The sequence below is a fragment of the Pseudoselenomonas ruminantium genome (assembly GCF_900142515.1).
In the GTDB taxonomy this organism is placed as follows: Bacteria; Bacillota; Negativicutes; order Selenomonadales; family Selenomonadaceae; genus Selenomonas_A; species Selenomonas_A ruminantium_D.
The window spans coordinates 10,765-31,899 of record NZ_FRBC01000017.1 but is presented as its reverse complement, the minus strand read 5'-3'; the positions used below and the strand labels follow the sequence as shown (position 1 = coordinate 31,899).

The 21,135-nt window shown below is 47.3% G+C and carries 23 protein-coding genes; 22 read left to right on the top strand and 1 reads right to left on the bottom strand.

The window, feature by feature from the left end; genetic code table 11:
- The first annotated feature begins 12 nt into the window (after positions 1–12).
- The 15 genes from brxL to BUB68_RS09175 all read left to right on the top strand — a co-directional run bounded on the left by brxL (position 13) and on the right by BUB68_RS09175 (position 14,014).
- The gene (gene brxL / locus BUB68_RS09240) at positions 13–1,473 is read left to right on the top strand and encodes a BREX system Lon protease-like protein BrxL (protein ID WP_256625852.1); all 1,461 of its coding nucleotides are present in this window, start codon (positions 13–15) and stop codon (positions 1,471–1,473) included.
- Positions 1,474–1,478: 5 nt separating this feature from the next.
- Positions 1,479–1,676: a hypothetical protein gene (locus BUB68_RS09235; RefSeq protein WP_073090443.1), complete on the top strand. Its 198-nt coding sequence runs from the start codon at positions 1,479–1,481 to the stop codon at positions 1,674–1,676.
- A gap of 19 nt (positions 1,677–1,695) precedes the next feature.
- Entirely contained in the window at positions 1,696–2,826 is a 1,131-nt protein-coding gene (locus BUB68_RS09230; protein WP_178139503.1) for a cysteine desulfurase family protein, read from the top strand.
- Positions 2,827–3,398: 572 nt separating this feature from the next.
- Complete coding sequence (locus BUB68_RS09225; protein ID WP_256625851.1) at positions 3,399–4,130, top strand: HI0074 family nucleotidyltransferase substrate-binding subunit; 732 nt, start codon at positions 3,399–3,401, stop codon at positions 4,128–4,130.
- Between the two features lie 107 nt (positions 4,131–4,237).
- Positions 4,238–4,840 (top strand): Holliday junction branch migration protein RuvA, encoded by a 603-nt coding sequence (gene ruvA / locus BUB68_RS09220; RefSeq protein WP_073090438.1) that lies wholly within the window; start codon positions 4,238–4,240, stop codon positions 4,838–4,840.
- Between the two features lie 39 nt (positions 4,841–4,879).
- Complete coding sequence (gene ruvB, locus BUB68_RS09215) at positions 4,880–5,884, top strand: Holliday junction branch migration DNA helicase RuvB (protein ID WP_073090529.1); 1,005 nt, start codon at positions 4,880–4,882, stop codon at positions 5,882–5,884.
- A 9-nt stretch (positions 5,885–5,893) separates the two neighbouring features.
- Positions 5,894–6,523, top strand: a complete 630-nt coding sequence (locus BUB68_RS09210; protein WP_073090435.1) for an epoxyqueuosine reductase QueH — start codon at positions 5,894–5,896, stop codon at positions 6,521–6,523.
- Positions 6,520–7,692, top strand: coding sequence for a SpoIID/LytB domain-containing protein (locus BUB68_RS09205; RefSeq protein ID WP_081371942.1), 1,173 nt, complete (start codon positions 6,520–6,522; stop codon positions 7,690–7,692). Before BUB68_RS09210 ends, BUB68_RS09205 begins: the two co-directional genes overlap by 4 nt.
- A 15-nt stretch (positions 7,693–7,707) precedes the next feature.
- Positions 7,708–8,808: a tRNA preQ1(34) S-adenosylmethionine ribosyltransferase-isomerase QueA gene (gene queA, locus BUB68_RS09200; RefSeq protein WP_073090432.1), complete on the top strand. Its 1,101-nt coding sequence runs from the start codon at positions 7,708–7,710 to the stop codon at positions 8,806–8,808.
- Between the two features lie 199 nt (positions 8,809–9,007).
- Positions 9,008–10,120, top strand: coding sequence for an FIST signal transduction protein (locus BUB68_RS09195; RefSeq protein WP_073090429.1), 1,113 nt, complete (start codon positions 9,008–9,010; stop codon positions 10,118–10,120).
- 10 nt (positions 10,121–10,130) lie between these two features.
- Positions 10,131–11,147 carry a methyl-accepting chemotaxis protein gene (locus BUB68_RS09190; protein WP_073090426.1) on the top strand — a complete coding sequence of 339 codons (1,017 nt, stop codon included), beginning with the start codon at positions 10,131–10,133 and terminating at the stop codon, positions 11,145–11,147.
- A 219-nt stretch (positions 11,148–11,366) separates the two neighbouring features.
- Positions 11,367–11,525, top strand: a complete 159-nt coding sequence (locus tag BUB68_RS15270; protein ID WP_178139502.1) for a hypothetical protein — start codon at positions 11,367–11,369, stop codon at positions 11,523–11,525.
- 218 nt (positions 11,526–11,743) lie between these two features.
- Positions 11,744–12,457 carry a L,D-transpeptidase family protein gene (locus BUB68_RS09185; RefSeq protein WP_073090423.1) on the top strand — a complete coding sequence of 238 codons (714 nt, stop codon included), beginning with the start codon at positions 11,744–11,746 and terminating at the stop codon, positions 12,455–12,457.
- A gap of 144 nt (positions 12,458–12,601) precedes the next feature.
- Complete coding sequence (locus tag BUB68_RS09180; protein WP_073090420.1) at positions 12,602–13,561, top strand: L-lactate dehydrogenase; 960 nt, start codon at positions 12,602–12,604, stop codon at positions 13,559–13,561.
- An 81-nt stretch (positions 13,562–13,642) separates the two neighbouring features.
- Positions 13,643–14,014, top strand: coding sequence for a VOC family protein (locus BUB68_RS09175; protein WP_218587688.1), 372 nt, complete (start codon positions 13,643–13,645; stop codon positions 14,012–14,014).
- Between the two features lie 57 nt (positions 14,015–14,071).
- On the opposite strand, the gene BUB68_RS09170 is transcribed toward BUB68_RS09175, so the two are convergent.
- Positions 14,072–14,800 carry a LytR/AlgR family response regulator transcription factor gene (locus tag BUB68_RS09170; RefSeq protein WP_073090417.1) on the bottom strand — a complete coding sequence of 243 codons (729 nt, stop codon included), beginning with the start codon at positions 14,798–14,800 and terminating at the stop codon, positions 14,072–14,074.
- 192 nt (positions 14,801–14,992) lie between these two features.
- Here BUB68_RS09170 and BUB68_RS09165 point away from each other — a divergent pair, with 192 nt between their 5' ends.
- The 7 genes from BUB68_RS09165 (at position 14,993) to BUB68_RS09135 (ending at position 21,069) form a co-directional block, all read left to right on the top strand.
- Positions 14,993–16,306, top strand: a complete 1,314-nt coding sequence (locus BUB68_RS09165; protein WP_256625854.1) for a sensor histidine kinase — start codon at positions 14,993–14,995, stop codon at positions 16,304–16,306.
- Entirely contained in the window at positions 16,306–16,644 is a 339-nt protein-coding gene (locus BUB68_RS09160) for a hypothetical protein (RefSeq protein WP_073090411.1), read from the top strand. Before BUB68_RS09165 ends, BUB68_RS09160 begins: the two co-directional genes overlap by 1 nt.
- Before the next feature lie 32 nt (positions 16,645–16,676).
- Positions 16,677–17,090 carry a UPF0158 family protein gene (locus BUB68_RS09155; RefSeq protein ID WP_073090408.1) on the top strand — a complete coding sequence of 138 codons (414 nt, stop codon included), beginning with the start codon at positions 16,677–16,679 and terminating at the stop codon, positions 17,088–17,090.
- 53 nt (positions 17,091–17,143) lie between these two features.
- The gene (locus tag BUB68_RS09150) at positions 17,144–17,563 is read left to right on the top strand and encodes a hypothetical protein (RefSeq protein ID WP_143188137.1); all 420 of its coding nucleotides are present in this window, start codon (positions 17,144–17,146) and stop codon (positions 17,561–17,563) included.
- Between the two features lie 75 nt (positions 17,564–17,638).
- Positions 17,639–18,514 (top strand): UTP--glucose-1-phosphate uridylyltransferase GalU, encoded by an 876-nt coding sequence (gene galU / locus BUB68_RS09145; RefSeq protein WP_073090403.1) that lies wholly within the window; start codon positions 17,639–17,641, stop codon positions 18,512–18,514.
- 27 nt (positions 18,515–18,541) lie between these two features.
- Entirely contained in the window at positions 18,542–19,768 is a 1,227-nt protein-coding gene (locus tag BUB68_RS09140) for a DUF445 domain-containing protein (RefSeq protein ID WP_073090400.1), read from the top strand.
- On the top strand, positions 19,768–21,069 hold the full coding sequence (locus tag BUB68_RS09135; protein ID WP_073090398.1) for a DUF445 domain-containing protein: 1,302 nt from the start codon (positions 19,768–19,770) through the stop codon (positions 21,067–21,069). The genes BUB68_RS09140 and BUB68_RS09135 overlap by 1 nt, the downstream gene beginning before the upstream one ends.
- The last annotated feature ends 66 nt before the right edge of the window (positions 21,070–21,135 follow it).

Sequence of the window (21,135 nt, the reverse complement as noted above, 5' to 3'; positions counted from 1 at the left end):
GAGGGTGTTTAGGTGGTTGATTATACGTCAGATGAGTTTGCAGAAAAACTAAAAGATTATTTCGATGAAATGGTTGTGTATAAAGACTTAAAAAAGAATAGTTTCATTTCATCATTTAAACTTCCTTCTTTTATGCGTGATTGGGTTTTGAAAAGATTCCAGGATGACAATGGAGATATTGAAGTAGAAGATGTAGTAGAATTTATTCGTAAATTCATTCCGAAGGCAGAAGACTGGAAGTCAATAAAGAATAGAGTTATTCATGAGAATGAACGAGTAAAATTCTTGGCAAAAATCTCTGTTGATATTGATATAAAGACTCAACAGATATCTTTTTCGTTGCCTGATTTTAATTTGCGTTATAAAGATACTACTATTCCTGCAAATGTATGGTCTGAATGTAGTGAGGCATTGTTAAAGTCAGAGGAAAACTGGGGGATTGTAGAGCTTGGCTATCAGCCACCAATCAGCAAACAAGAACCAGGAAAGATTAAATTGACTAGCTTTAAAGATTTCTGTCCGTACGTTGTAGATCTAGACGAGTTTAAGGATGCTCGTGCTGCATTTTCGCTAGAAGAGTGGATTGACATTATCTTAGGAGCAATGGATTATAATGCTGCCGGCTATCGGGATGAAAAGCAGAAATTGTCAATGATAACAAGATTGCTTCCGTTTGTCGAGAAACGTTTAAATCTAATTGAATTAGCACCTAAGGGAACTGGTAAATCATATTTGTTTGGTTCCGTAAGTCGGTATGGATGGTTATCTTCAGGTGGAACCATGTCAAGGGCACGTATGTTCTATGATATTGCCCGACGCTCAGAAGGTTTGGTTTTTGGGCATGATTATGTTGCACTTGATGAAGTACAAACGATACATTTTTCTGATGTTGATGAAATGCGTGGTGCATTGAAAGGTTACATGGAAAACGGTAAGTATACTGTTGGTAATCATGAAGGTGCAGCGGATGCAGGTATTGTATTGTTGGGGAATATTTCGTCAGATTTGATGAAAGCTGATGTAAGAGAGAATGTTTTTCAGGAATTACCAGAAGTGTTTCATGAGAGTGCTTTGATAGATCGATTCCATGGTTTCCTAAAAGGTTGGGATTTGCCACGTATGAACGATGACCTGAAAATTGAAGGATGGAGTTTGAATTCTGAATATTTTTCTTCGATTATGCATGCATTGCGCGACGATTCGAGCTATCGCATGATTGTGGATGCTAGAACCAATGTACCGGAAAAGGCAGATACTAGAGATACAGAGGCTATAAAGAGGATTGCAACAGGTTTTTTGAAACTGTTATTCCCGCATGTAAGAGAGGCAGAGGATATATCGGCTCGTGACTTTAAGAAATATTGTCTAGATCCAGCGAGATATATGCGTGAAATAATAAAATATCAATTGGGTTTATTAGATGATGAGTTTAGAGGTAAATCTATACCAGATATAACGGTGAATGAGTTGTGAATATTATGAATATTGTTTGCATTGGCTGTGGTAAAGAAAGTCTATCTAAGGATGAGATTGGTGTCAATAAAAAGCTATTAGGTGAATCTGTAACGGAATATTACTGTATGGATTGTTTGGCGGATTATTTAGAGGTATCAGTAGAAGATTTGCAGGATAAGATAGAAGAATTTAAAGAACAAGGTTGCACCTTGTTTGACTAAATTTAGGGTAGGGGATTTTGTGAAATATAATATTTATGCGGATAATGCAGCGACAACAGCGATGTATCCGGAAGTTGCTGAAATAATGCGTACATATTTTGTCGATGACTTTTACAATCCATCAGCACTTTATCGACAGGCAACCAAAATCCGCCGTCAAATCAAGAATGCACGAGAAACAATTGCATCAAAAATCGGTGCATTGCCGGAAGAGATTTACTTTACTTCTTGCGGGAGTGAGGCTGATAATTGGGCATTGAAAGGTTTTGTTGCAGCACATAAGAATCCGGTCAGCATCATCACGAGCCAGATTGAACATCATGCTATATTAAATACTTGTACATTCTTGGAAAGTAGAGGTTGCACAGTTATAAGATTACCAGTTAGCCATACTGGCATTGTTAATCATCAGGCATACGAAGCATCATTGCATGAACTGAATTTACCATCGATTGTCTCAATTATGCTAGTGAACAATGAAATTGGTTCTGTGCAGCCAATAAAAGAAATGGCAGTGCAGGCGCATAAGGTAAATGCATGTTTTCACACAGATGCAGTACAGGCTATGGGGCATATTCCTATTGATGTTAATGATCTGCATGTTGATATGCTATCTGCTTCTGCGCACAAGTTTCATGGGCCTAAGGGAATGGGATTTTTGTATGTGCGCAATGGTATAAAGATAGCACCATTGATTTATGGCGGCGGTCAAGAAAATGGCATGCGAGCAGGAACAGAAAATATTGCTGGCATTGTAGGTATGGCGAAAGCATTGGAACTCAGTTGCAAGAACATGCAAAGCGATAGGGAGCATATTGCAAAAGTAAGACAAGCTTTTCTATATGCTGTACGAGAAGCGAATATTGATTGCATAGTTAATAAGGCTGAATCAAATGTTGAAGGAACAATCAGCTTGTCAATAAAGAATGCTAATGGAGAGATGATTGTAAATCGTCTTGATTTACTGGGAATAGCCATTGCGACGGGATCGGCTTGTAATTCACGTGATATGGAATTATCAAGCGTTATAAAAGCATTGCATATTCCGATGGAATATGCAGTGGGAACTGTTAGGATAAGTTTTTCTGCTGACAATACAATAGGTGATGCCTTGATTGTTGCTAGGGAAATAGCTAAAATATGTGTCTGAATTTAATATGTAGTATAATCTTTGATGTGGAATGGGGATGTTTAGTGTCGCTGGAATCTGACATGTCAATTTGACGTGTCAAATGAAGTGTTGACTGGTCAAAATTTGTGGGGTATGAAAATTATCAGGCAGATATTGCTATGGAGAATATCATCATGTATAATATGAGTGAGCAAAAGCTCCGTGTAGCGGCACGTAAAAGCTGTACTGTGCTCAGGCAGGTTAAATGCTGAGACTTATAGATGCTCGTAAGGGCATTGAGCCCATGCCAGGGAGATAAGGCAAGTCCGCGCCGGGGACTTAATATACCGGCGACAACAGGCACTCGCAAGGGTGCTTAGGCTGACAGCCAGCATAAAACCGCTCTTTTTGGAACTTGTGGCACCAGACTGTCTGGTGCCTTTCTTTTGTATGTAGAGAATGAAGATAGTATGTTTAAAAGTCTTATTCCAGAGCATGTGCTTGCACGCCTGGAGGTGTGTCTGCGAGAAAAATTCAAATGAGGATGGCATGTGGACCTTTAGTAGAAAATAGTTGTATGGATGAATGTTCGTGGTGAGGGTAGATTTGTCGTGGATACGTTATATACTATAAAAATTAGATTTTGGCAGGAAATATTGAAAATACTTCAAAAGCATTCAGGCATGCTGGAATGGGTAAAATTGTTTGGTTCTCGGGCACGTGGTGATGCTCGGATTTCATCTGATGTGGATTTAGCTGTCTATGGGAATGCGGATGCTATTACGAAATTGTCGATAGCCTTTGAGGATAGCAGCCTTCCGTATACCTTTGACATTATTGATTATAAGCGTCAGACCAATGAAAAGTTGAAACAGGCTATAGACAGGGATGGTAAGCTGATTTTTAGCAGTGCAGGAGGGACATCACTTATGACGAGAATTCAGATAGAAGCCAAAAAAGAAGATTATCATCGTGCTTTGATGCGTTTGCAGGTGGCACTTTCCAAGGAACCTGATGCTGATGATATGTATCTGGATGCTACAATTCAGCGCTTTGAGTTCTGCTTTGAGTTAGCTTGGAAGCTGATGAAGGCATGTCTTGACTACGAAGGTATTGAGGCCAGCAGCCCTCGCTCCAGTATACGTGAAGGCTGGAAGCAGGGCATGATAGCTGACGCAGAGGCTTGGCTGGATATGCAGGAAAAGCGTAATTTATCAGCGCATACTTACAATGAGTCAACGGCTTTGGAAGTTTATCAGCTTATCAAAGATAAATATGCATCGTTATTACTGGCATGGGATGCGGAAGTACAGCGACGCTTGGAATCTGACATGTCAATTTGACGTGTCAAGAGTAGGGGCTGACTGGTCAATTTTGACTAGTCAGCCCCTTGTCCTTCGTGGTATACTTATAAGGTTATAAGTTTCTTTTGACTATTGGAGTGCTTTCGATGATTGGATTTTTGCGGGGGCAGGTGGCGGTGCTGAAGACCGACTACTGCCTGCTGGATGTGAATGGTGTAGGATATCGGGTGTTTGTGGCGGGGGCTACGCGCAACAAGCTGCGGCTGAAGGAAGAGGCCCGGCTCTTTACCTATATGAATGTCTATCAGGATGGCATTACGCTTTATGGTTTTGCCAGTGAAGAGGAATATGATGTTTTCCAGCTGCTGATTGGCGTCTCGGGCATCGGGCCGAAGGTGGCGCTGGGAATCCTGTCGGCTATCACGGTGGAGAGTCTTTGCAAGGCTATCCAGAACAAGCAGGCTACTGTTTTGACGAAATTGCCGGGCATTGGCAAGAAATCGGCGGAGCGGCTGATTCTGGAACTCAAGGACAAAGTTGGCTTTGCCGCTGGCGATGATGCGGAAGAAGTTCTGACGCTGGATATGGAAGGCCCGCTGGGCGATGATATCGTCAGCGAGGCACAGGCGGCGTTGGTTGCTCTGGGCTACAGCCAGGCAGAGATTGCACCGGTGCTCAAGAAGGCCACCAAGTGCAAGACTACGGAAGAGATCATCAAGCTGGCCTTGAAGCAGCTGAATAAATTTTAACAGGAGGGCTGAGGCTTGGCTGAAGAAGATTTTTACGACATGGATATTGATGATGGCCGTATCGTGGCTATGGATGAGCAGCGGATGGACGATTGGCAGTACAGCCTGCGCCCCCGTAAGTTAAATGAATACATTGGTCAGGACAAGGCCAAGAAGAATCTGGAGATTTTCATTCAGGCGGCCATGAACCGCGGGGATGCTCTGGATCATGTTTTACTCTATGGGCCGCCGGGGCTAGGCAAGACTACGCTGGCGGGTATCATTGCCAATGAGATGGGCGTGAATTTCCGTCAGACCTCGGGGCCGGCCATCGAACGGCAGGGGGATTTGGCGGCACTTTTGACCAATCTGCAGGAGCATGATGTGCTCTTTATCGACGAAATCCATCGCTTGTCCCGCAGTGTGGAGGAAGTGCTCTATTCTGCCATGGAAGATTTTGCCCTGGATATCATCATCGGCAAAGGGCCCAGTGCCCGTTCCATCCGTCTGGATATTGCGCCGTTTACGCTGATTGGGGCGACGACCAAGGCCGGTTCACTGGCGGCACCGCTGCGTGACCGCTTTGGCATCATCTCCCGTCTGGAGTATTACACGCCGGAGGCTTTGGTGACCATTGTGAAGCGGGCTGCGGAAATCTTGGAGATTCCCATCGAGGATAAAGGGGCTATGGAAATCGCCCGCCGTTCCCGGGGAACCCCGCGTATTGCCAATCGCCTGCTGAAGCGGGTGCGGGATGTGGCACAGTATGAGGGCAGGGATGTTATCACCGACGAAATTGCGGACAAGGCACTGTCCTTGCTGGAAGTGGACAAGGCTGGTCTTGACCATACGGACAGGCGGATGCTTCTGACCATGATCAAGAAGTTCGGCGGCGGGCCGGTGGGCCTTGATACGCTGGCGGCGGCCATCAGCGAGAGCACGGATACGGTGGAGGATGTGTTTGAGCCGTTCCTCATACAGTTGGGCTTCATCAACCGTACGCCCCGGGGCCGTGTGGTGACCAAGGCCGGTTATGAGCATCTGGGCATTGCCTATCCGGAATAGGAGATTATTATGAAGTTACTATTACATATGTGTTGCGGTCCCTGTTCCTGCTATCCCGTGAAAAAACTCCGGGAGGACGGCATTGAGCCGGTGGGCTATTTCTTCAATCCCAACATCCATCCGTATAAGGAATGGGAGGCGCGACTGAATACCGCCCGGGAGTTTGCGGAAAAAGTCGGCATGGAGTTTTTCGCCGATGAGAATTACCGCTTGCGGGATTTCCTGAAGCAGGCTTTGCCTGCTGAAGCCATGCCCAACGGCCGGTGCACCATGTGTTATACCTGGCGGCTGGAAGAGGCGGCGCGGTTTGCGGCGGAACATGGTTTTGACGCCTTTACGTCCACGCTGTTTTACAGCATCTACCAGCAGCATGATTTGATGAAGTGCACGGCTGAGCGGTTTGCGGCGCAATATGGCGTGCAGTTCTATTATGAGGATTTCCGGCCCGGCTGGCAGGAGGGCATTGATATCAGCCAGGAGTTGGAACTTTATCGCCAGCCTTACTGTGGCTGTATCTTCAGCGAGGAGGAGCGGTACAGCAAGGCCATCCGCAAGCAGCGCAAGAAGGACAACAAGGCGAAGAAGCGGGCTCGTTTGGAGGCAGAGGCCAAGGCCCGGGAACTGGAGGCGCAGGGATGAAAAAACGGTTGCTGGCAATCTGTATGATGTGTTTGTTACTGCTGGGCTCGGCGGGGGGGGCCGAAGCGGCCTGGCAGCCGGAGTTGCTGGTTTCTCTGGGCACGAAAGGGACAACCCTGCGCCTGTCAGGAAATATGCCTGTGGTCTTGAAGCGGCTGGATAACAAGAAAGTTGTCTGGCAGGGCAAGGCTGGAGAGTTTGTTACGCTGACTTTCGCGGGGACAGGCTGGGAGCTCAATGGCAGGAAGCTCAAGCACGCGGATGCGGCCACTTTGGAACTCACGGTAGCTGATGAGCGCAATCTGGCAAAACTCATCAGTACCTATGACAATAAGTCTTATTGCGGGGTATTGCGTCTGGTGCCGCGTAAAGCCGGCCTGCACCTGATCAACCGGGTGACGGTGGAAGAATATCTGCAGGGCGTGGTGCCCGAGGAAATGCCTGCTGAATGGGATCAGGAGGCCGTGAAGGCACAGGCGGTGGCGGCCCGCACTTATGCGCTGCGCCAGCGCAAGCGCCATGCCAAGGAGGGCTTTGATGTCTGTGCCACCACGCACTGCCAGCAGTACAGCGGTGTCAAAGCGGAGCGGGCAGCGGCCAATCAGGCCATCAAGGCAACGTATGGTGAGGTATTGCAAAGTCAGGGCGCCTTGGTGGATGCGCTTTTCCATACGGACTCCGGCGGCATGACGGAGAACAGCGAGGACGTCTGGGGCAGCCGCATTGACTGTCTGCGGGCAGCTAAGGAACTGCGCACGGAAACCAGCCCTTGGGAAAAGACCATTGCTGCTGCGAAGTTCAGCGAGCTTCTGGCCAAGCGGGGCAAGAATATCGGCGAATTGAAGAAAATCGAGCTTTCGCCGCTGAAGGTGGGAAAAGCGGCCAAAGACCGCACCATGTCCGGCCGGGTCAAGTCCGTGACCTTTGTGGGCAAAGGCGGCAAAGCCAGCATGACGGGCAATGATTTGCGCAGTATGCTGGGGCTGAAGAGCACGCTTTTTGGCATGAGCATCAACCATAATGCCGTGGTCATCAAAGGGTATGGCTGGGGGCATGGCCTGGGCATGTCCCAGCATGGCGCCAAGGCTTATGCGGACAGTGAGCATTGGGATTATAAACGGATTCTGCAACATTATTATCGTGGTGCGGAATTGAAGAAACTTTATTGATAGAAGGATTGGATTATGTTATTACTTTCGGATTTTGATTATGAACTGCCTGAGGAGCGCATTGCGCAGGTACCTGTGGAGCCGCGCAATTCCTCCCGGCTGATGGTGCTGGACCCTGTGGAGAAGACCATGGAGCATCGTCATTTCTATGACCTCAAGGAATATGTGGAGCCAGGGGATACACTGATTTTCAATGATACCCGCGTAATGCCGGCCCGCCTTATCGGCCATCGCGACCAGACCGGGGGCAAGGTGGAAGTGTTCCTGCTGCGCCGCATTGACAGCAACCATTGGGAAACCCTCGTAAAACCGGGGAAAAAGGCCAGACCTGGCCACAAGATCAATTTCAGTGATGAGCTCAGCTGTGTGGTCACGGACCATACGGACTTCGGTGGTCGCATTGTGGAATTCCAGTATGAAGGCATCTTCGAGGAAATCCTCGACCGTTTGGGCGAAACGCCGCTGCCGCCCTATATCCACGAAAAACTGGAGGATAAGGAACGCTATCAGACGGTGTACAACCGGGAACAGGGTTCTGCGGCCGCACCTACTGCCGGCCTGCACTTCACGAAGGAGCAGATGCAGGAACTCAAGGATATGGGCGTCAATCTGGGGTTTGTCACCCTGCATGTCGGGCTGGGGACTTTCCGTCCGGTGAATGTCGAAGATATTCAGAAACACGATATGCATAAGGAGTTCTACAATGTGCCCGAAGAAACGGCCAAGCTCATCATGGAGACGAAAAAGGCCGGGCATCGCGTGATCGCCGTGGGCACCACGAGCATCCGCACATTGGAATCGGCAGCTGATGGCGTGGGTGAAATCTCCGCCAAGAGCGGCTGGACGCAGATTTTCATCTATCCCGGCTACGATTTCAAGATCGTGGATGCCATCATCACGAACTTCCACCTGCCCAAGTCCACGCTGATCATGCTCATCAGCGCCTTTGCCGGTCGTGAATTCGTGCTGGAAGCTTACAAGAAGGCTGTAGAGATGAAATATCGCTTCTTCAGTTTTGGCGATGCCATGTTCTTGAAGGCAAAACAGCCGCTGGCTGAACGCACGGAGGAATTGAAGGCCTTGGAAGAATCCCATCAGTCTGCTGTAACGGAATAAGACAAACAGAACAGCCTCAGGCATGTGCCAGGGGCTGTTTTTGTGATGATGGGGAAATTTTTGGATGCCAATTGTATTAAAGTCGAGGTTGTTGTGTATGCGAAAATAGTATGCGAAATTTTTGTTGATAGATAGCAGGAAAAAGCAAAAGAATAGTCGAACTAGTCTGTATAGTTGTGGGCGATAATAGGAGAATGTCATGGAATATAAAATCGGACGCAGTCAGGCAGTGCCGGTGGACAATGCCATCAGCCAGGCTTGCCAGAAAATGACGGGAGCAAAGTTTGTTTGGTTTACGACTACTGTATCTGCTTTTGCGGAAACGGCAAAGAAGATGCAAAATCGGTTCCCCAATAGCATTGTCATGGGGACAACTTCTATTGCGGCTTTTTCGAATGCAGGAATCTTTCATGATACATTGGAAGTCCTGGCTATTGAAAGCGGTATCGAATGTGTTGGAAATGTGCTGGAAGAGGCTGACCGCTGTCCGCTGAAATACGTGGGCCGTGTGCAGGAGGCTGTCCGGAAGTTGGGGACACATCGTGCGGATGATACCATTTGCCTGACAGCGACGAATGGCCTTATATCCTGCGAGGAATCCGTGCTGGCTGTGCTGAATTCTGTGCTGCGCAAGGAGCATATTGCTGTCTTTGGGGGAACTGCCGGAGACAGGGGCCTGGCAGAACAGACCTTGGTATCGTTGAATGGTCAGGTTTACGACAAGGCGAGTGTCTTTGTCCTGATTCGGAATCTTGGCGGGAGTATTCATCTTTATCGTGAAAATATCTATAAACCAATCTGTGAGCCACTGACGGCCACGAAGGTAGATGCATTCAATCGCAAAGTCATGGCCTATGATGGGAATCCGGCTTCTGAGATGGAGGCAAAGATGCATGGCCTTTCTACTGCGCAGATGGATCGGAACTTTTTGGATAGCAATCCTGTAGGACGGATCATCGGCAAGGATATGTATATTATTGCTAATGACGATATGGATTCGGATCGACGCACTATGAAATATCATGCGCGGATTTATGAAAATGATCAGATTGTCATGTTGCAGCCGGATGATTACCGGCAGGTCAACCGTGAAACCATGCAGCTGATCAGGCAGGAGGTTCCACATCCGGCACTGTCCATTATGGTCAATTGTCTGGCACGGACGCTGCTTTTTGAAGCTGAGGGCTACGCGAATGAATTCTTTTGCAGTATGGGAACCGTGCTGGGTGAGTATATCGGCTGGGGCGGATACGGAGAGCAGATCTATGAGCAACATTTCAATCAGACGATGATTGTCGCTGTTTTTGAATAAGGAGCGTGTCATGGGAATCTTTGATTTCGGCAGAAAAAAAGAACCGCTTTATAATCAGCGAGCGGAAGAAAAGAAGCAACAGGGCATGAAAACTGCGCAGCCGATGCAGCCGAAGACAGGAATGGCGGCTGTCGGGGGACAGACACAGAAAGAACAAGGTGCGCAGCAGATCGCCTATGGTATAGACTATCTGGATGAGCGCATGAATGAACTTACCCGGGCTGAAGCAGGTATTGCTGAGTATGTCCGTAAGATGCAGGAAACCTATACGGGGATTGGTCAGGTAAATGAGGATTTTACTTACCTCAACGAGCATTTCAACGAATTGGAGGACTATGCCCAGAATATCTCGACGATTATGGATGATTCGCGGTCTGTGGTCACTGATGCGGGGAAAGGTGTAGGGGTTCTGGCGGATAAGATGCAGGAGATTGAGGGGAAGCTGGATGATATTACAGCTGTATTCCAGGAGGTAGAAGGGAAATTTGCCAATATAAAGAAGATGTCCGAAGGTATTGAAGGTATTGCCACGCGTACGAATCTGCTGTCCCTCAACGCGTCCATTGAAGCGGCACGGGCTGGTGAGGCTGGCCGGGGGTTCAGTATCGTGGCGGAAAATATTCGGGAGCTGGCAGCATCAACCAAGGGGCTGGTTGAGGGGATTGATACGAATATCAATGCGTTGTATCAATCTATAGCAGAGATGAGTCAGGCGATAGATCAGACCCGGCAAAAAACGGTGGAGAATGCAGAATTTGTCAGTCGGGTACAGAAGAGCTTCGATGATGTCACCAAGAGTACAGAGAGCGTGGGAGACTATAGCCATCGGATTGTGGCGGGGATTCATAAAACCAGTAGTATGATGGATTCCGTGGCGGATGGTGCAGGGTCGGTGAGCGGCTTGGTCAATTCGATGCGCCAGAATATCAATGGCTTGAAAGAACTGATGAGTGAGAAGAATGTGATTGCCTGCAGTATGATTGACTTCCTGCGTCAGGTCAAGTGGTTGATGAAAGAGCGCCACTGAATGGCCGGGCTTCAGGAACAAAAACAATGACAGGTTTATGGTGAGCGGCTGATCGGCTATTTTGACGAATCAGCCGCTTGTTTTGGGTATGGCAATAAAAAATAATAATCATAAAATTGTTATTATGTATACATAATAATCTGGCAGGGATTGAAGAATCATATGACGAATAAGGAAGTCATAGCTTGGATTTCTGGTTAATAGAGGAGGAAGCTGACGATGGAAGCTCTATATGTTGTATTATTTATTTTGCCGCTCATTGTTGATATTTGCATAGGTTATGATTCTTATATGTGTTCTCACAGCAAAATGAAGGCTATGGGATGGTTCTTTGCAGGTTTGGGTGCTCAGATACTGGTTGGAATGTCTATTCTATAAAAAAGCAGGAATTGCTTGTTCTTCCTATGGAAATGTTATGATGTTTTTTTAGATGCAACGGCATGCTATGAAGATGGAGCCTTAGTAGATGCTTTTGTGTTGTGGAAACGGAAATCCAAGCTATAAAGTGATTGGAGAGCAGGATTTTTCTGACATTTGACGAAATTTAGCATATATAATCATGAAGGCATTTTTTTTCAAATGATGGGAGGATTATTATGCGCAAGTGGTTTTTGATTATGTGTCTGTTGTTAAGCTGTGTGTTCCTGAACGGAATGCAGGCGGCGGAAGCAGCTTTGCCAGATGCACCGCCCAAGGCAACGCCGGAATGGATCCAGAAATTGCCTGCTGCCAAAGATGCGGAACAGATGTTCATAGTGGCAGGTTTTGATAAAACAACAGCCTGGGTTTCCATGCATGAGAAAAATGACAAGGGCAAATGGGAACAGCTTATGACTACGCCTGGTTTTATGGGGAGGAATGGCCTGGGAAAAGAAAGGGAAGGCGATGGCAAGACACCGGTAGGCGTATTCAAATTTGATGCCGCTTTGGGAATAGCACCGGATCCTGGCTGTGCAATCCCTTATATACAGGTGGATGAGAATCAATATTGGTCCGGGGATGAGCGCCCGGGCATGAAATACAATCAGCTGGTAGACATTCGGCAGGTGCCTGGGCTGAATAAAGAAGCCAGTGAGCATCTGGTGGATTATGATCCCCATTATATATATGTACTCAATATGGGGTATAACGCGGATTGCGTACCAGGAAAGGGGTCGGCGTTGTTCCTTCATTGCCTGGATCCCAGGAAGCCTTATACTGGCGGGTGCGTAGCGATTCCTAAGGAGAAGATGCTTTTTGTCATGCAGCATGTAAAACCGGGCTGTGTGGTTGTGATTGATTCTCTGGAAAATTTAGGTGGCACTTTCTGAAAACAAATGATTTTGAGACCATGACAATATATTTTGTTATGGTCTTTTTATTGTGTAATGTTGTAAATATTGAATAAAGGGTGTATACTGTAAACTTGTAAATGTAATTTACGGAAATACTTTATATAAAGGGGATATGTTACAGTGTTTAAGCCACACAAATTAGCAATCATTGGATTAGGTCATGTAGGTTCGGCTGTGCTGGCACGGGCTATTGCCTGCCAACTGGCTGCAGATATTGCCTGCATTGATATCAAGCCGGGAGTGGCACATGGAGAGGCTCTGGATGCAGTGCATTCGCTGTCTTGCAGTTACGTTCCGGGAATTCATGTCCATTCTGGCGGTTTTGAAGAATGCCGGGACGCTGACGTAATCATCTGTGACGCTGGCCCCAGCATCTTGCCGGGACAAAAGATGGACAGACTTACGCTGGCCAAAGAAAACATAGCGGTTATCCGTGAGGTCATGGGGGAAGTGACGAAATACACCCGCGAGGCTGTATTTATCATGATTACCAATCCGCTGGATATCACTACCTATGTAGCGGCTACGGAATTTGACTATCCGGCTGGACGCTTGTTCGGTACGGGAACTACACTGGAAACCATGCGGCTCAAAAGCATTATCGGCAGACATTACCATGTGGATGCAGCGGATGTGCAGGGATATATGCTGGGTGAGCATGGCAATTCGGCATTCCCGGCTTGGAGCACGGTGAATATTGGTGGTGTGCCTTTGGCAAGCCTGGATGATTTCTATGATCATGATAAGGAAATGAATTGTCAGGAGATCGCGCAGGAAGTGGTAAACACAGCTTATGATGTCCTGCAGTCCAAGGGGTGGACCAATACGGGGATTGCTATGGGAGCATGCCGTTTGGCCAAGGCGGTGCTTTTCGATGAACATGCAGTCCTGCCGGTATCTATGCCCTTCCAGGGAGAATATGGTTTGACGGATGTGGCGCTGTCTTTGCCCAGCATTATCGGCAGACATGGTGTGGAGAAGCGTATTCCGCTGAATTTGCCAGCTGATGAGCTGGAGCTGCTGAAGAAGAGTGCGGAGAGCGTTCAGGCTGTTATGCGGGCCAATAAGGTGATTGCCTAAAATTTTTATTTGGTAAAGTTAAAATTGTTGCGGTATAATATGGTTATCGGTTTCATGATTTTGGAAAGGTGGATGGTAGCTATGTTTAAGTTTGCGCATAACAATTTCAATGTGTTGGATTTGGACCGCAGCATAAAGTTTTATCAAGATGCATTAGGTCTCAAAGAAGTTCGCCGCATCAATGGCGAGGGATTTATAATCGTCTTTTTGGGTGATGCGCAGGGGAGCGCTCATGAATTGGAACTGACCTGGCTGGCAGATCGTAAGGAGCCGTATAATCTGGGGGATAATGAGTTCCATCTTGCCTTTCGCACGGAAGATTTTGCGGCAGCCCATAAGAAACATGAGCAGATGGGCTGTATCTGTTATGAGAATGAAGCGATGGGAATTTATTTTATCGTTGACCCGGATGGGTACTGGTTGGAGATTTTGCCGCCGGTGTTGAATCTGTAACAAAAATAGGGCTGTGAAAAAGTGTTGGATACCTTTTCACAGCCTTGTTTTTACCATTCAGCGATGTGCCAGATAACTCATATAGGAGACTTTTGCATCCCGTTTGCGTCGCTGGCTGATGGGAATCTTGGAACCATCCTTCAGAATGAACTCGTCCTTGTCCATCAGGCTCACGTAATCCATATTGAGGATTATGCGGTGGTGACATTCAAGGAAGCGATTGTCTTGCAGGAGGATTTCCGAGCAGTTGGCATAGGGGAGCAGTGTGTTCACTTCTGATTCTGCCAGATGCAGACGCAGGGTATGTTGATCGTTGATATCCACATAGACGATATTGCGGAAGGGGATATCGACATTTTCACCTGCAACAGGTATGCTGATATCTTTTTCCTGAGCCAGGAGTTCTGGCAATACGTGTTCAAAGCTGCGGGCAAACTCAGCAGCATTGCTGGCCAGCGGCTTGATGAAATATCCTGCTGCAAATACCCGATACCCTTCTAAAATATGTTCTGCACTGGTCGTCAGAAACATGATGGGAACTTTTTCGTCCTGCAGGCGTATGGCCTCGGCTGTTTCCAATCCGGTCATGGAACCCATGTAGATGTCGAGGAGAATCAGAGCGAATTTGCCTGGCTCAAAGGATTCGAGAAATTCTTCTCCTGATGAGAAGGTTTCAATGCGCAAACGTCCCAGGATTCCGGGATGGGTTTCCCGTACATATTTCAGCAAGTGGGATTCTGCTGACAGCAGATCGGACATTTGGTCATCAACAATGGCGATTTTCATGTGAACACCTCTTTTGCCTTATTTTCAGTCAATACACATAATTGGCTATATATCTAAAATACCATAAAATAATGCGGATTTCTATACGATACCAAAAAGTGACGACTTTTTCCCAAAAGTGATGATTTCGATTGTATGATATTGTATAATCATGATAGGATTGTTGGGGAAGGGAGAGGGCTGTGCTTGACTGTGCTGATTTTTTGCGCTGCCGTTGTGTTTCTGCAGCTGGCAGGCGCTTATCTGCGTTTTTTGGCCTTCCGTGATCAGATGAATGAAGGGGAAGTCTGGTCGTTATGGCGTAAATTTGTTACTTGGAGCGGTGTGAGCCTGTTTATATATTGGGGGCTGTTCTGGAGTACCGGTCTGGTGACTGGTACTTATAAAGCTGTACTGATGCTGGGCTGGATACCTTATATGATTATCTTTGTCCGGGCACTTCCGGGACGGCTGCTTTCGCATGTATTTGTCCTGGGGATGGTGGCTTTGTGGAGCTTTATCACCCATAACTGGAGCAATATTGCTGTAACGGTATTTATGTCTAACGAGGCCGAACAGACGATTATTTTTATTCATCCCTTGTTGTACCTGATGTGGTTCGTTCTTCTTCTGCCCATAGAATGGCGCTTTTTTAGCCGCGTTCTGCCAGATCAGGCTTTTTTGCTGCATCAGCCTGTGGGGATCTATATCGCGCTGTTGCCGATCATCATGCTTTCGGGGCATATCGTACTGATCGCTGACGGCCAGTTATGGCATACTTGGGCGGAGCGCATTTCCCGTTTGTGCCTGTTGATTGGTTTCGTCTTTGCTTATCGTTACATCATCGTGGCTGCCCGTCGTTTTTACGACAGGGAAATGGATCGCCATAATGGAGAGATCATGGAACGGGAAATCGTTTATCTGGAGGAATATCAAAAACTTATTCAGGACAATAAGATTCAGGCGGAAAAGATGCAGGAAAACCTGTTGTCCCGTTATGAAACGTTGCAAATGTTGTTGAACCGCGGGGATGTGGCAGCAGCAAAAAAGTTCATTGCGGGGCAGGAACAGTTATTAGCTACGGTGAGTATCCGTTCCTATTGCAATTCACCGATTGTCAATGCAGCGATATCGTTATATCTGCGGCGGGCGGAGGCACAAGGGATCACGGTAAGGCAAAAGATCAATCTGCCGAAGACTTTGGCTACCGATGAGAATGATCTGGCAGTGCTGCTATCCAATCTCCTGGAAAATGCCATTCAGGCATGTGCAGGCAGTCCTAAGCCTGAACTCTCTATTGTGTTGCAGCATAATGGACGTCAATGTGTGTTGGAAATCGTCAATTCCTGTGTCAAGGAATTGCGATTGGGCGATGATGGCCTGCCTGAAACGAAACATGCCCAGGCAGGACATGGTATTGGTACGCTTTCGTTGAAGAATTTTTTGGCTAAATATGATGGGTATGTGGATTTTTCCCAGGAAAGGGGACAAGTGCGACTGTTTATCTATTGGGAAGGGGGAAAATAATGCTTCTCATTGCCTTATTGATAACCTTTACACAATTGTTCGTGGTTTATTTCCTGCTGTTTCGGGAGGCACGTGGACGTTTGCAGCAGGAGCAAATCAATAATCTTTTGCGTCTTCGGCTGGAGGCTTTGGAAAGAGAAACGACTATTGTTCAGCAAAGCATTGAGAATACCAGAATACTTCGTCATGATCTGCGTCACCATTACCGGATGCTTTATGCACTTCTGGAGGAGGGCGACATAAAGGCAGCAGTGGAACATATCGAGAGCCAGCGGGCGGAGATTGGAAAACTGCGGGATAGCGGCCCTTGCATTTTGCTGTCAAATGATAGAAAATAGATATACGTTATGAACGGAGGTATTTTTAATAGATGAAAGTGAACTTACAGGAATTGGCCCGGGCGTTGTCCCAGTCCGATATGCATCAGGGATATATCGATATTGCCAGTGGGCGGGTCATCATCATGAAAGATGATTTGGGAGAAGAAGAGGTCCTCGATCATGTCTTTGAGATTGAAGACGATTGGGAACATTATATTCCCCTGCCGAATGCAGTGGATAGTGAAGAGCATAACTTAATGGAAAGCTTTGCGCAGGCACAGAACGAGGAAATCAAGGAACGCTTGTTGGCCGTGTTGAAACAACCGGGAGCGCAGATGAAGTTCCGTCAGCAGGTAAAACGCCTTTTTTTGAAAGCAGCTTGGGAATCGTTTCAGCAGGAGTATTTCGTGGCTGTTGCTCGGGACTATTGTGAAGAGAATGCTCTGGCGTATGAGGAGAAATGATGTTAACGATCCAATGTTATGCCTTTTTTTGGTTGTTGAGTAATTGCTCATCCATGAAAATCATCATGGATCGCTTGGGGACAGAAGCTGAGACTGATGAATATAAGGAAAAGCGGGATGAGATTGAGTCTTTGGGGAATTTTTTCTCTGGAGAGTCCATTACGCGTATGTTTATGATTATTGGTGTATTGTTATTGCTGTTTGATTGTGTGGGCTTTTTCCTTACTTATCAATACGTGGAATTGCGTCCCTGGCAATTGGTGGTATTTTGTCTGTCGATAGCAGCGCTGTTTATCGATGCAGGGCGGGATGTCTATCGTTACCGCGATCTGAAGTCAGAAGACGCAGATGTGTCGGCTATTTTGGTGGAGAGTTTTGATGATGTGAAGTCTGCCTGGAATTATGTCACCATGCTGGCCGTAAGTGGGAAGCTGTTACTGGCTGTATTGCTGGTGTTATGGACTGTATTCTGATAAGGTTGGCAGGATTTGATATTTTTGTGTATAATATAGAAATGGGAAATAAATTATAGTTAGGGGATTTTTAGTATGAAGAAGATTAGAAAAGCAGTGATTCCGGCGGCTGGTTTTGGGACAAGATTCCTGCCCGCGACAAAGGCGACGCCTAAGGAAATGCTGCCGATTGTGGATAAACCAACCATTCAGTACATTGTCGAAGAGGCTAAAGCCAGTGGGATTGAAGATATCCTGATTATCAGCGGACACGGGAAACGTGCGATAGAAGATCATTTTGACAGTGCGCCAGCATTGGAAATGGAGCTGAAGAAGAAGGGCAAGAATGATCTCCTGCAGAAGGTCCTGGAGACAGCGGACATCAATGTTCATTACATCCGTCAGCGTTATATGCGGGGGTTAGGTGATGCAATCCTTTGTGCCCGTTCGTTTATGGAAAATGAGCCATTCGCGGTACTTCTGGGCGATGATGTGGTATACAACCCGCAAAAGCCGGCCTTGGCACAGCTTATTGATATCTACGAGGCTACTGGCGGATCGGTTTTGGGGTGCCAGAATGTGCCGGAAGATAAAGTGTCTTCCTATGGTATCGTAGCGGGGACGCAGACCGATAACAGCCGTCTGATGCGTGTTTCGGATATGATAGAAAAACCTGCCCAGGAAGAAGCTCCCAGCCGTATGGCCGTTTTGGGCCGTTATATTATTAAGTCGGAAATCTTCGAGATCCTGGCTAAGACAGAGCCCGGTAAAGGTGGCGAGATCCAGCTGACGGATGCTTTGAAGGTACTGGCTCGGCAGGATGCAGTTTATGCGTATGATTTTGAGGGCAAGCGTTATGATGTGGGCGATAAGCTTGGCTTCCTGAAAGCTACGGTAGAGTTTGCCCTGCGCCGTGAAGATTTAGGCGGTGCGTTTAAAACTTATTTAAAGGATTTGACGAAGAGCTTCTGAAGATCTGATGAATCTGAGGTGTGATTCTTGCAGAAAAAAAACAAAGCCAATCTGGCCTTAGGTATTAGTGCGGCAGGTTTTCTGGGGACTATGGAGCTGACGGGGAGTTTCCCTGGCGGCATGGTGCATCATGGATTTTTGGCGGCAACTATTGGCGGTCTGGCAGATTGGTTTGCCGTGACCGCCATTTTTCATCGTCCCTTGGGAATTTCCTATCGTACCGATATTTTGCGGCGCAATCGTGCCAGGATTATGGAAGCACTGGTAACGTTTGCCAGTGAAGACCTTTTAAGTACAGACAATATCATGCGTGTGCTGGAGAAACAGAATACGGGCACATTGCTGGCTGAATATTTTATTCATCGGGGGGGGCGGGAGAAAGTACATGAAGTCGTGAATAGTGTGCTGCTCAAGGCTGTGAATGGGTTGGATTCTGAGCGCATCGCCCGGGATCTGATGCCGGCCATCAAGCAGGGCCTTAGCAGTTTCCCGCTGGAGGATATCCTGCCGGAAGTCCTGCGGCTTTTGGCGATGAATAAACATAGTGACAGGTTGTTGGGCAGCATGTTGCTGGTGGGAGAACAGATGCTCCTGTCTCCGGCCTTGCAGAATGTCATTTTATCCCATATTCGGACCTTGCGGGAAAATTACGAAAAGGATTCGGCAGGGCGAGCTTTGATCCTTGCCTCGCTGGGCCTTAGTGATGAGAAAATACTCGCTCTGCTGATGGAGCGCATAAAGGCAAAGATCACTTTGTGGCGCAGTGGGCAGGACCACGAGATCCTCAAATCCGGTTTGATGGCAATGCTGATCAGTCTTAGTCAGGATGAGCGGTTGAAAGATATCCTGATCGATCGCAAGGAACAGTTGCTGGAGCATATCGATTTTGCGGAATATCTGGCCCGCTGGATGGAGGCCAATCTCAAGGGAGAGCATCCTTTTTGGCTGGAGCAGGTCAATGCTTATACAGATGAACGTATTGATGAATATATCAAGTCTGCGGTCTGGCAGGCGAAGTTTGATGGCATGGTCAAGGCTTTCTTGCAGGCAGAGCTTGTCAAACATCATGCGCTGATACCTGGTCTGATCCGGGAACGGCTGAACGAGTTTTCCGATGATGAATTAGTGGCATTTGTAGAGGATAAGGTACAGGATGACCTGCAGATGATCCGCATAAATGGTGCCATTGTCGGGGCTTTGGCTGGAATGGGGCTTTATATCATCATTGCACTGGCTGAAAGGATGTGGGGCTGATGGATAGAAAGCTGAATAAGGCCGATAAGACCTTGCTGTTGGTGCTGATTCTTTTTTTAGCGGCTTTGGTGTTGCATTTGCAGTATAAAGGCAGTATTTTAGCCGAGGCTCTGCTCTTTGCCAGTGAAGCAGCGCTGGTGGGAGGGGCTGCGGATTGGTTTGCCGTTACAGCTCTGTTCCGCAAGCCGTTGGGGTTCCCTTATCATACTGCCATCCTGCCACGCCGTCGGGACGCCTTTATTCAGGCTTCGGTTACGTTGGTGCAGAAAGAATTTTTCTCCAAGCGCAAGATCTTCCGTCATCTGGAAAAGCTGCATATCCTGCCCATGCTGATGGGCTGGCTGCGGGAACCGGACACGGAAAACAGGTTAGTCATGCAATTGGTGAATTATCTGCGGGACTTCCTGATCAATCAGGAAGCTGGCAAGCATTCGGCGGTGCTGGCTGCTAAGGCCCGTGAAGCCTTGAATACCATTGAGCCGGAAGATTTTTTTGCCCTTTGGGGGAATTGGCTGCAACAGACTGGCAAGGATAAGGCTTTTGTCAGGCGGCTGGCTCAGTATTGGCATAAGCAGGCCAGCACCGAGGAAACCCGCAAGGCCCTGCAACAGATGCTGGAAGCTTATGAAGAAGAGAAGACTGTGGATAATCCTTGGGCTAAGCTGGCATCTTTTGCTTTGCAGGCAGTGGATCTGGTGAACTATGGAGAAGCGGCGGAGCTTATACAGAAACAGCTCCTGACCATATTGGATGAGCTGGCGCTGGATGATTCTCCTGTGCAGAAATCCCTGCTGGAGCTTTTTTATGAAAAATCTGCGGAACTCAACAACGAGCCGGAATTCCATCAGCTGGTACATGAACTGAAAGACAGCCTCTTGCGCGACATGCCTTTGGAACCTGCGCTGGAACAGATCTTTGACAATCTGCGGCAACACTTCCTGCAGGATCGGGCGATGGATGTAGATCCTTTGGCTGAGCACATGCCGGCATTGCGTTCTTATTTGGAAGACATGGTTCGTATGGAATATCAGAAGACATTACAACTCATGGAAGAGGATGAGGCTCTGCGTAAAAGCGTGAGTTCTTTCCTGTTTGATGTTATCGCTCGGTCAGCACTTCATGCCCAGAATCTCGTGGGGGTAATCGTGAAAAATGTGCTTTCTGGTTTGACGGATGAGCAATTGAATCGCTTGGTCTATGACAAGGTAGAACCGGATCTGCTCTGGATCCGCATGAATGGATCTATTGTCGGGGCTGGTATTGGACTGGTGCTGTTCCTGCTGTTGCAGATTTCTGTATAAGTGGAGGACACCTTAAAAGGGTGAAATTGTGAGAAAAACCTTGAAAATTTACAGAAATGCAGGTAT

Bases quoted from the DNA above. Each gene is read 5' to 3' on its own strand.
- galU (WP_073090403.1), top strand. From the start codon at position 17,639: ATGAAGAAGATTAGAAAAGCAGTGATTCCGGCGGCTGGTTTTGGGACA.
- BUB68_RS09155 (WP_073090408.1), top strand. From the start codon at position 16,677: ATGAAAGTGAACTTACAGGAATTGGCCCGGGCGTTGTCCCAGTCCGAT.
- BUB68_RS09175 (WP_218587688.1), top strand. From the start codon at position 13,643: ATGTTTAAGTTTGCGCATAACAATTTCAATGTGTTGGATTTGGACCGC.
- BUB68_RS09235 (WP_073090443.1), top strand. From the start codon at position 1,479: ATGAATATTGTTTGCATTGGCTGTGGTAAAGAAAGTCTATCTAAGGAT.
- BUB68_RS09190 (WP_073090426.1), top strand. From the start codon at position 10,131: ATGGGAATCTTTGATTTCGGCAGAAAAAAAGAACCGCTTTATAATCAG.
- BUB68_RS09150 (WP_143188137.1), top strand. From the start codon at position 17,144: ATGAAAATCATCATGGATCGCTTGGGGACAGAAGCTGAGACTGATGAA.
- BUB68_RS09160 (WP_073090411.1), top strand. From the start codon at position 16,306: ATGCTTCTCATTGCCTTATTGATAACCTTTACACAATTGTTCGTGGTT.
- BUB68_RS09170 (WP_073090417.1), bottom strand. From the start codon at position 14,800: ATGAAAATCGCCATTGTTGATGACCAAATGTCCGATCTGCTGTCAGCA.
- queA (WP_073090432.1), top strand. From the start codon at position 7,708: ATGTTATTACTTTCGGATTTTGATTATGAACTGCCTGAGGAGCGCATT.
- BUB68_RS09195 (WP_073090429.1), top strand. From the start codon at position 9,008: ATGGAATATAAAATCGGACGCAGTCAGGCAGTGCCGGTGGACAATGCC.
- ruvA (WP_073090438.1), top strand. From the start codon at position 4,238: ATGATTGGATTTTTGCGGGGGCAGGTGGCGGTGCTGAAGACCGACTAC.
- BUB68_RS09185 (WP_073090423.1), top strand. From the start codon at position 11,744: ATGCGCAAGTGGTTTTTGATTATGTGTCTGTTGTTAAGCTGTGTGTTC.
- BUB68_RS15270 (WP_178139502.1), top strand. From the start codon at position 11,367: ATGGAAGCTCTATATGTTGTATTATTTATTTTGCCGCTCATTGTTGAT.
- ruvB (WP_073090529.1), top strand. From the start codon at position 4,880: ATGGATATTGATGATGGCCGTATCGTGGCTATGGATGAGCAGCGGATG.
- BUB68_RS09210 (WP_073090435.1), top strand. From the start codon at position 5,894: ATGAAGTTACTATTACATATGTGTTGCGGTCCCTGTTCCTGCTATCCC.
- BUB68_RS09205 (WP_081371942.1), top strand. From the start codon at position 6,520: ATGAAAAAACGGTTGCTGGCAATCTGTATGATGTGTTTGTTACTGCTG.
- BUB68_RS09135 (WP_073090398.1), top strand. From the start codon at position 19,768: ATGGATAGAAAGCTGAATAAGGCCGATAAGACCTTGCTGTTGGTGCTG.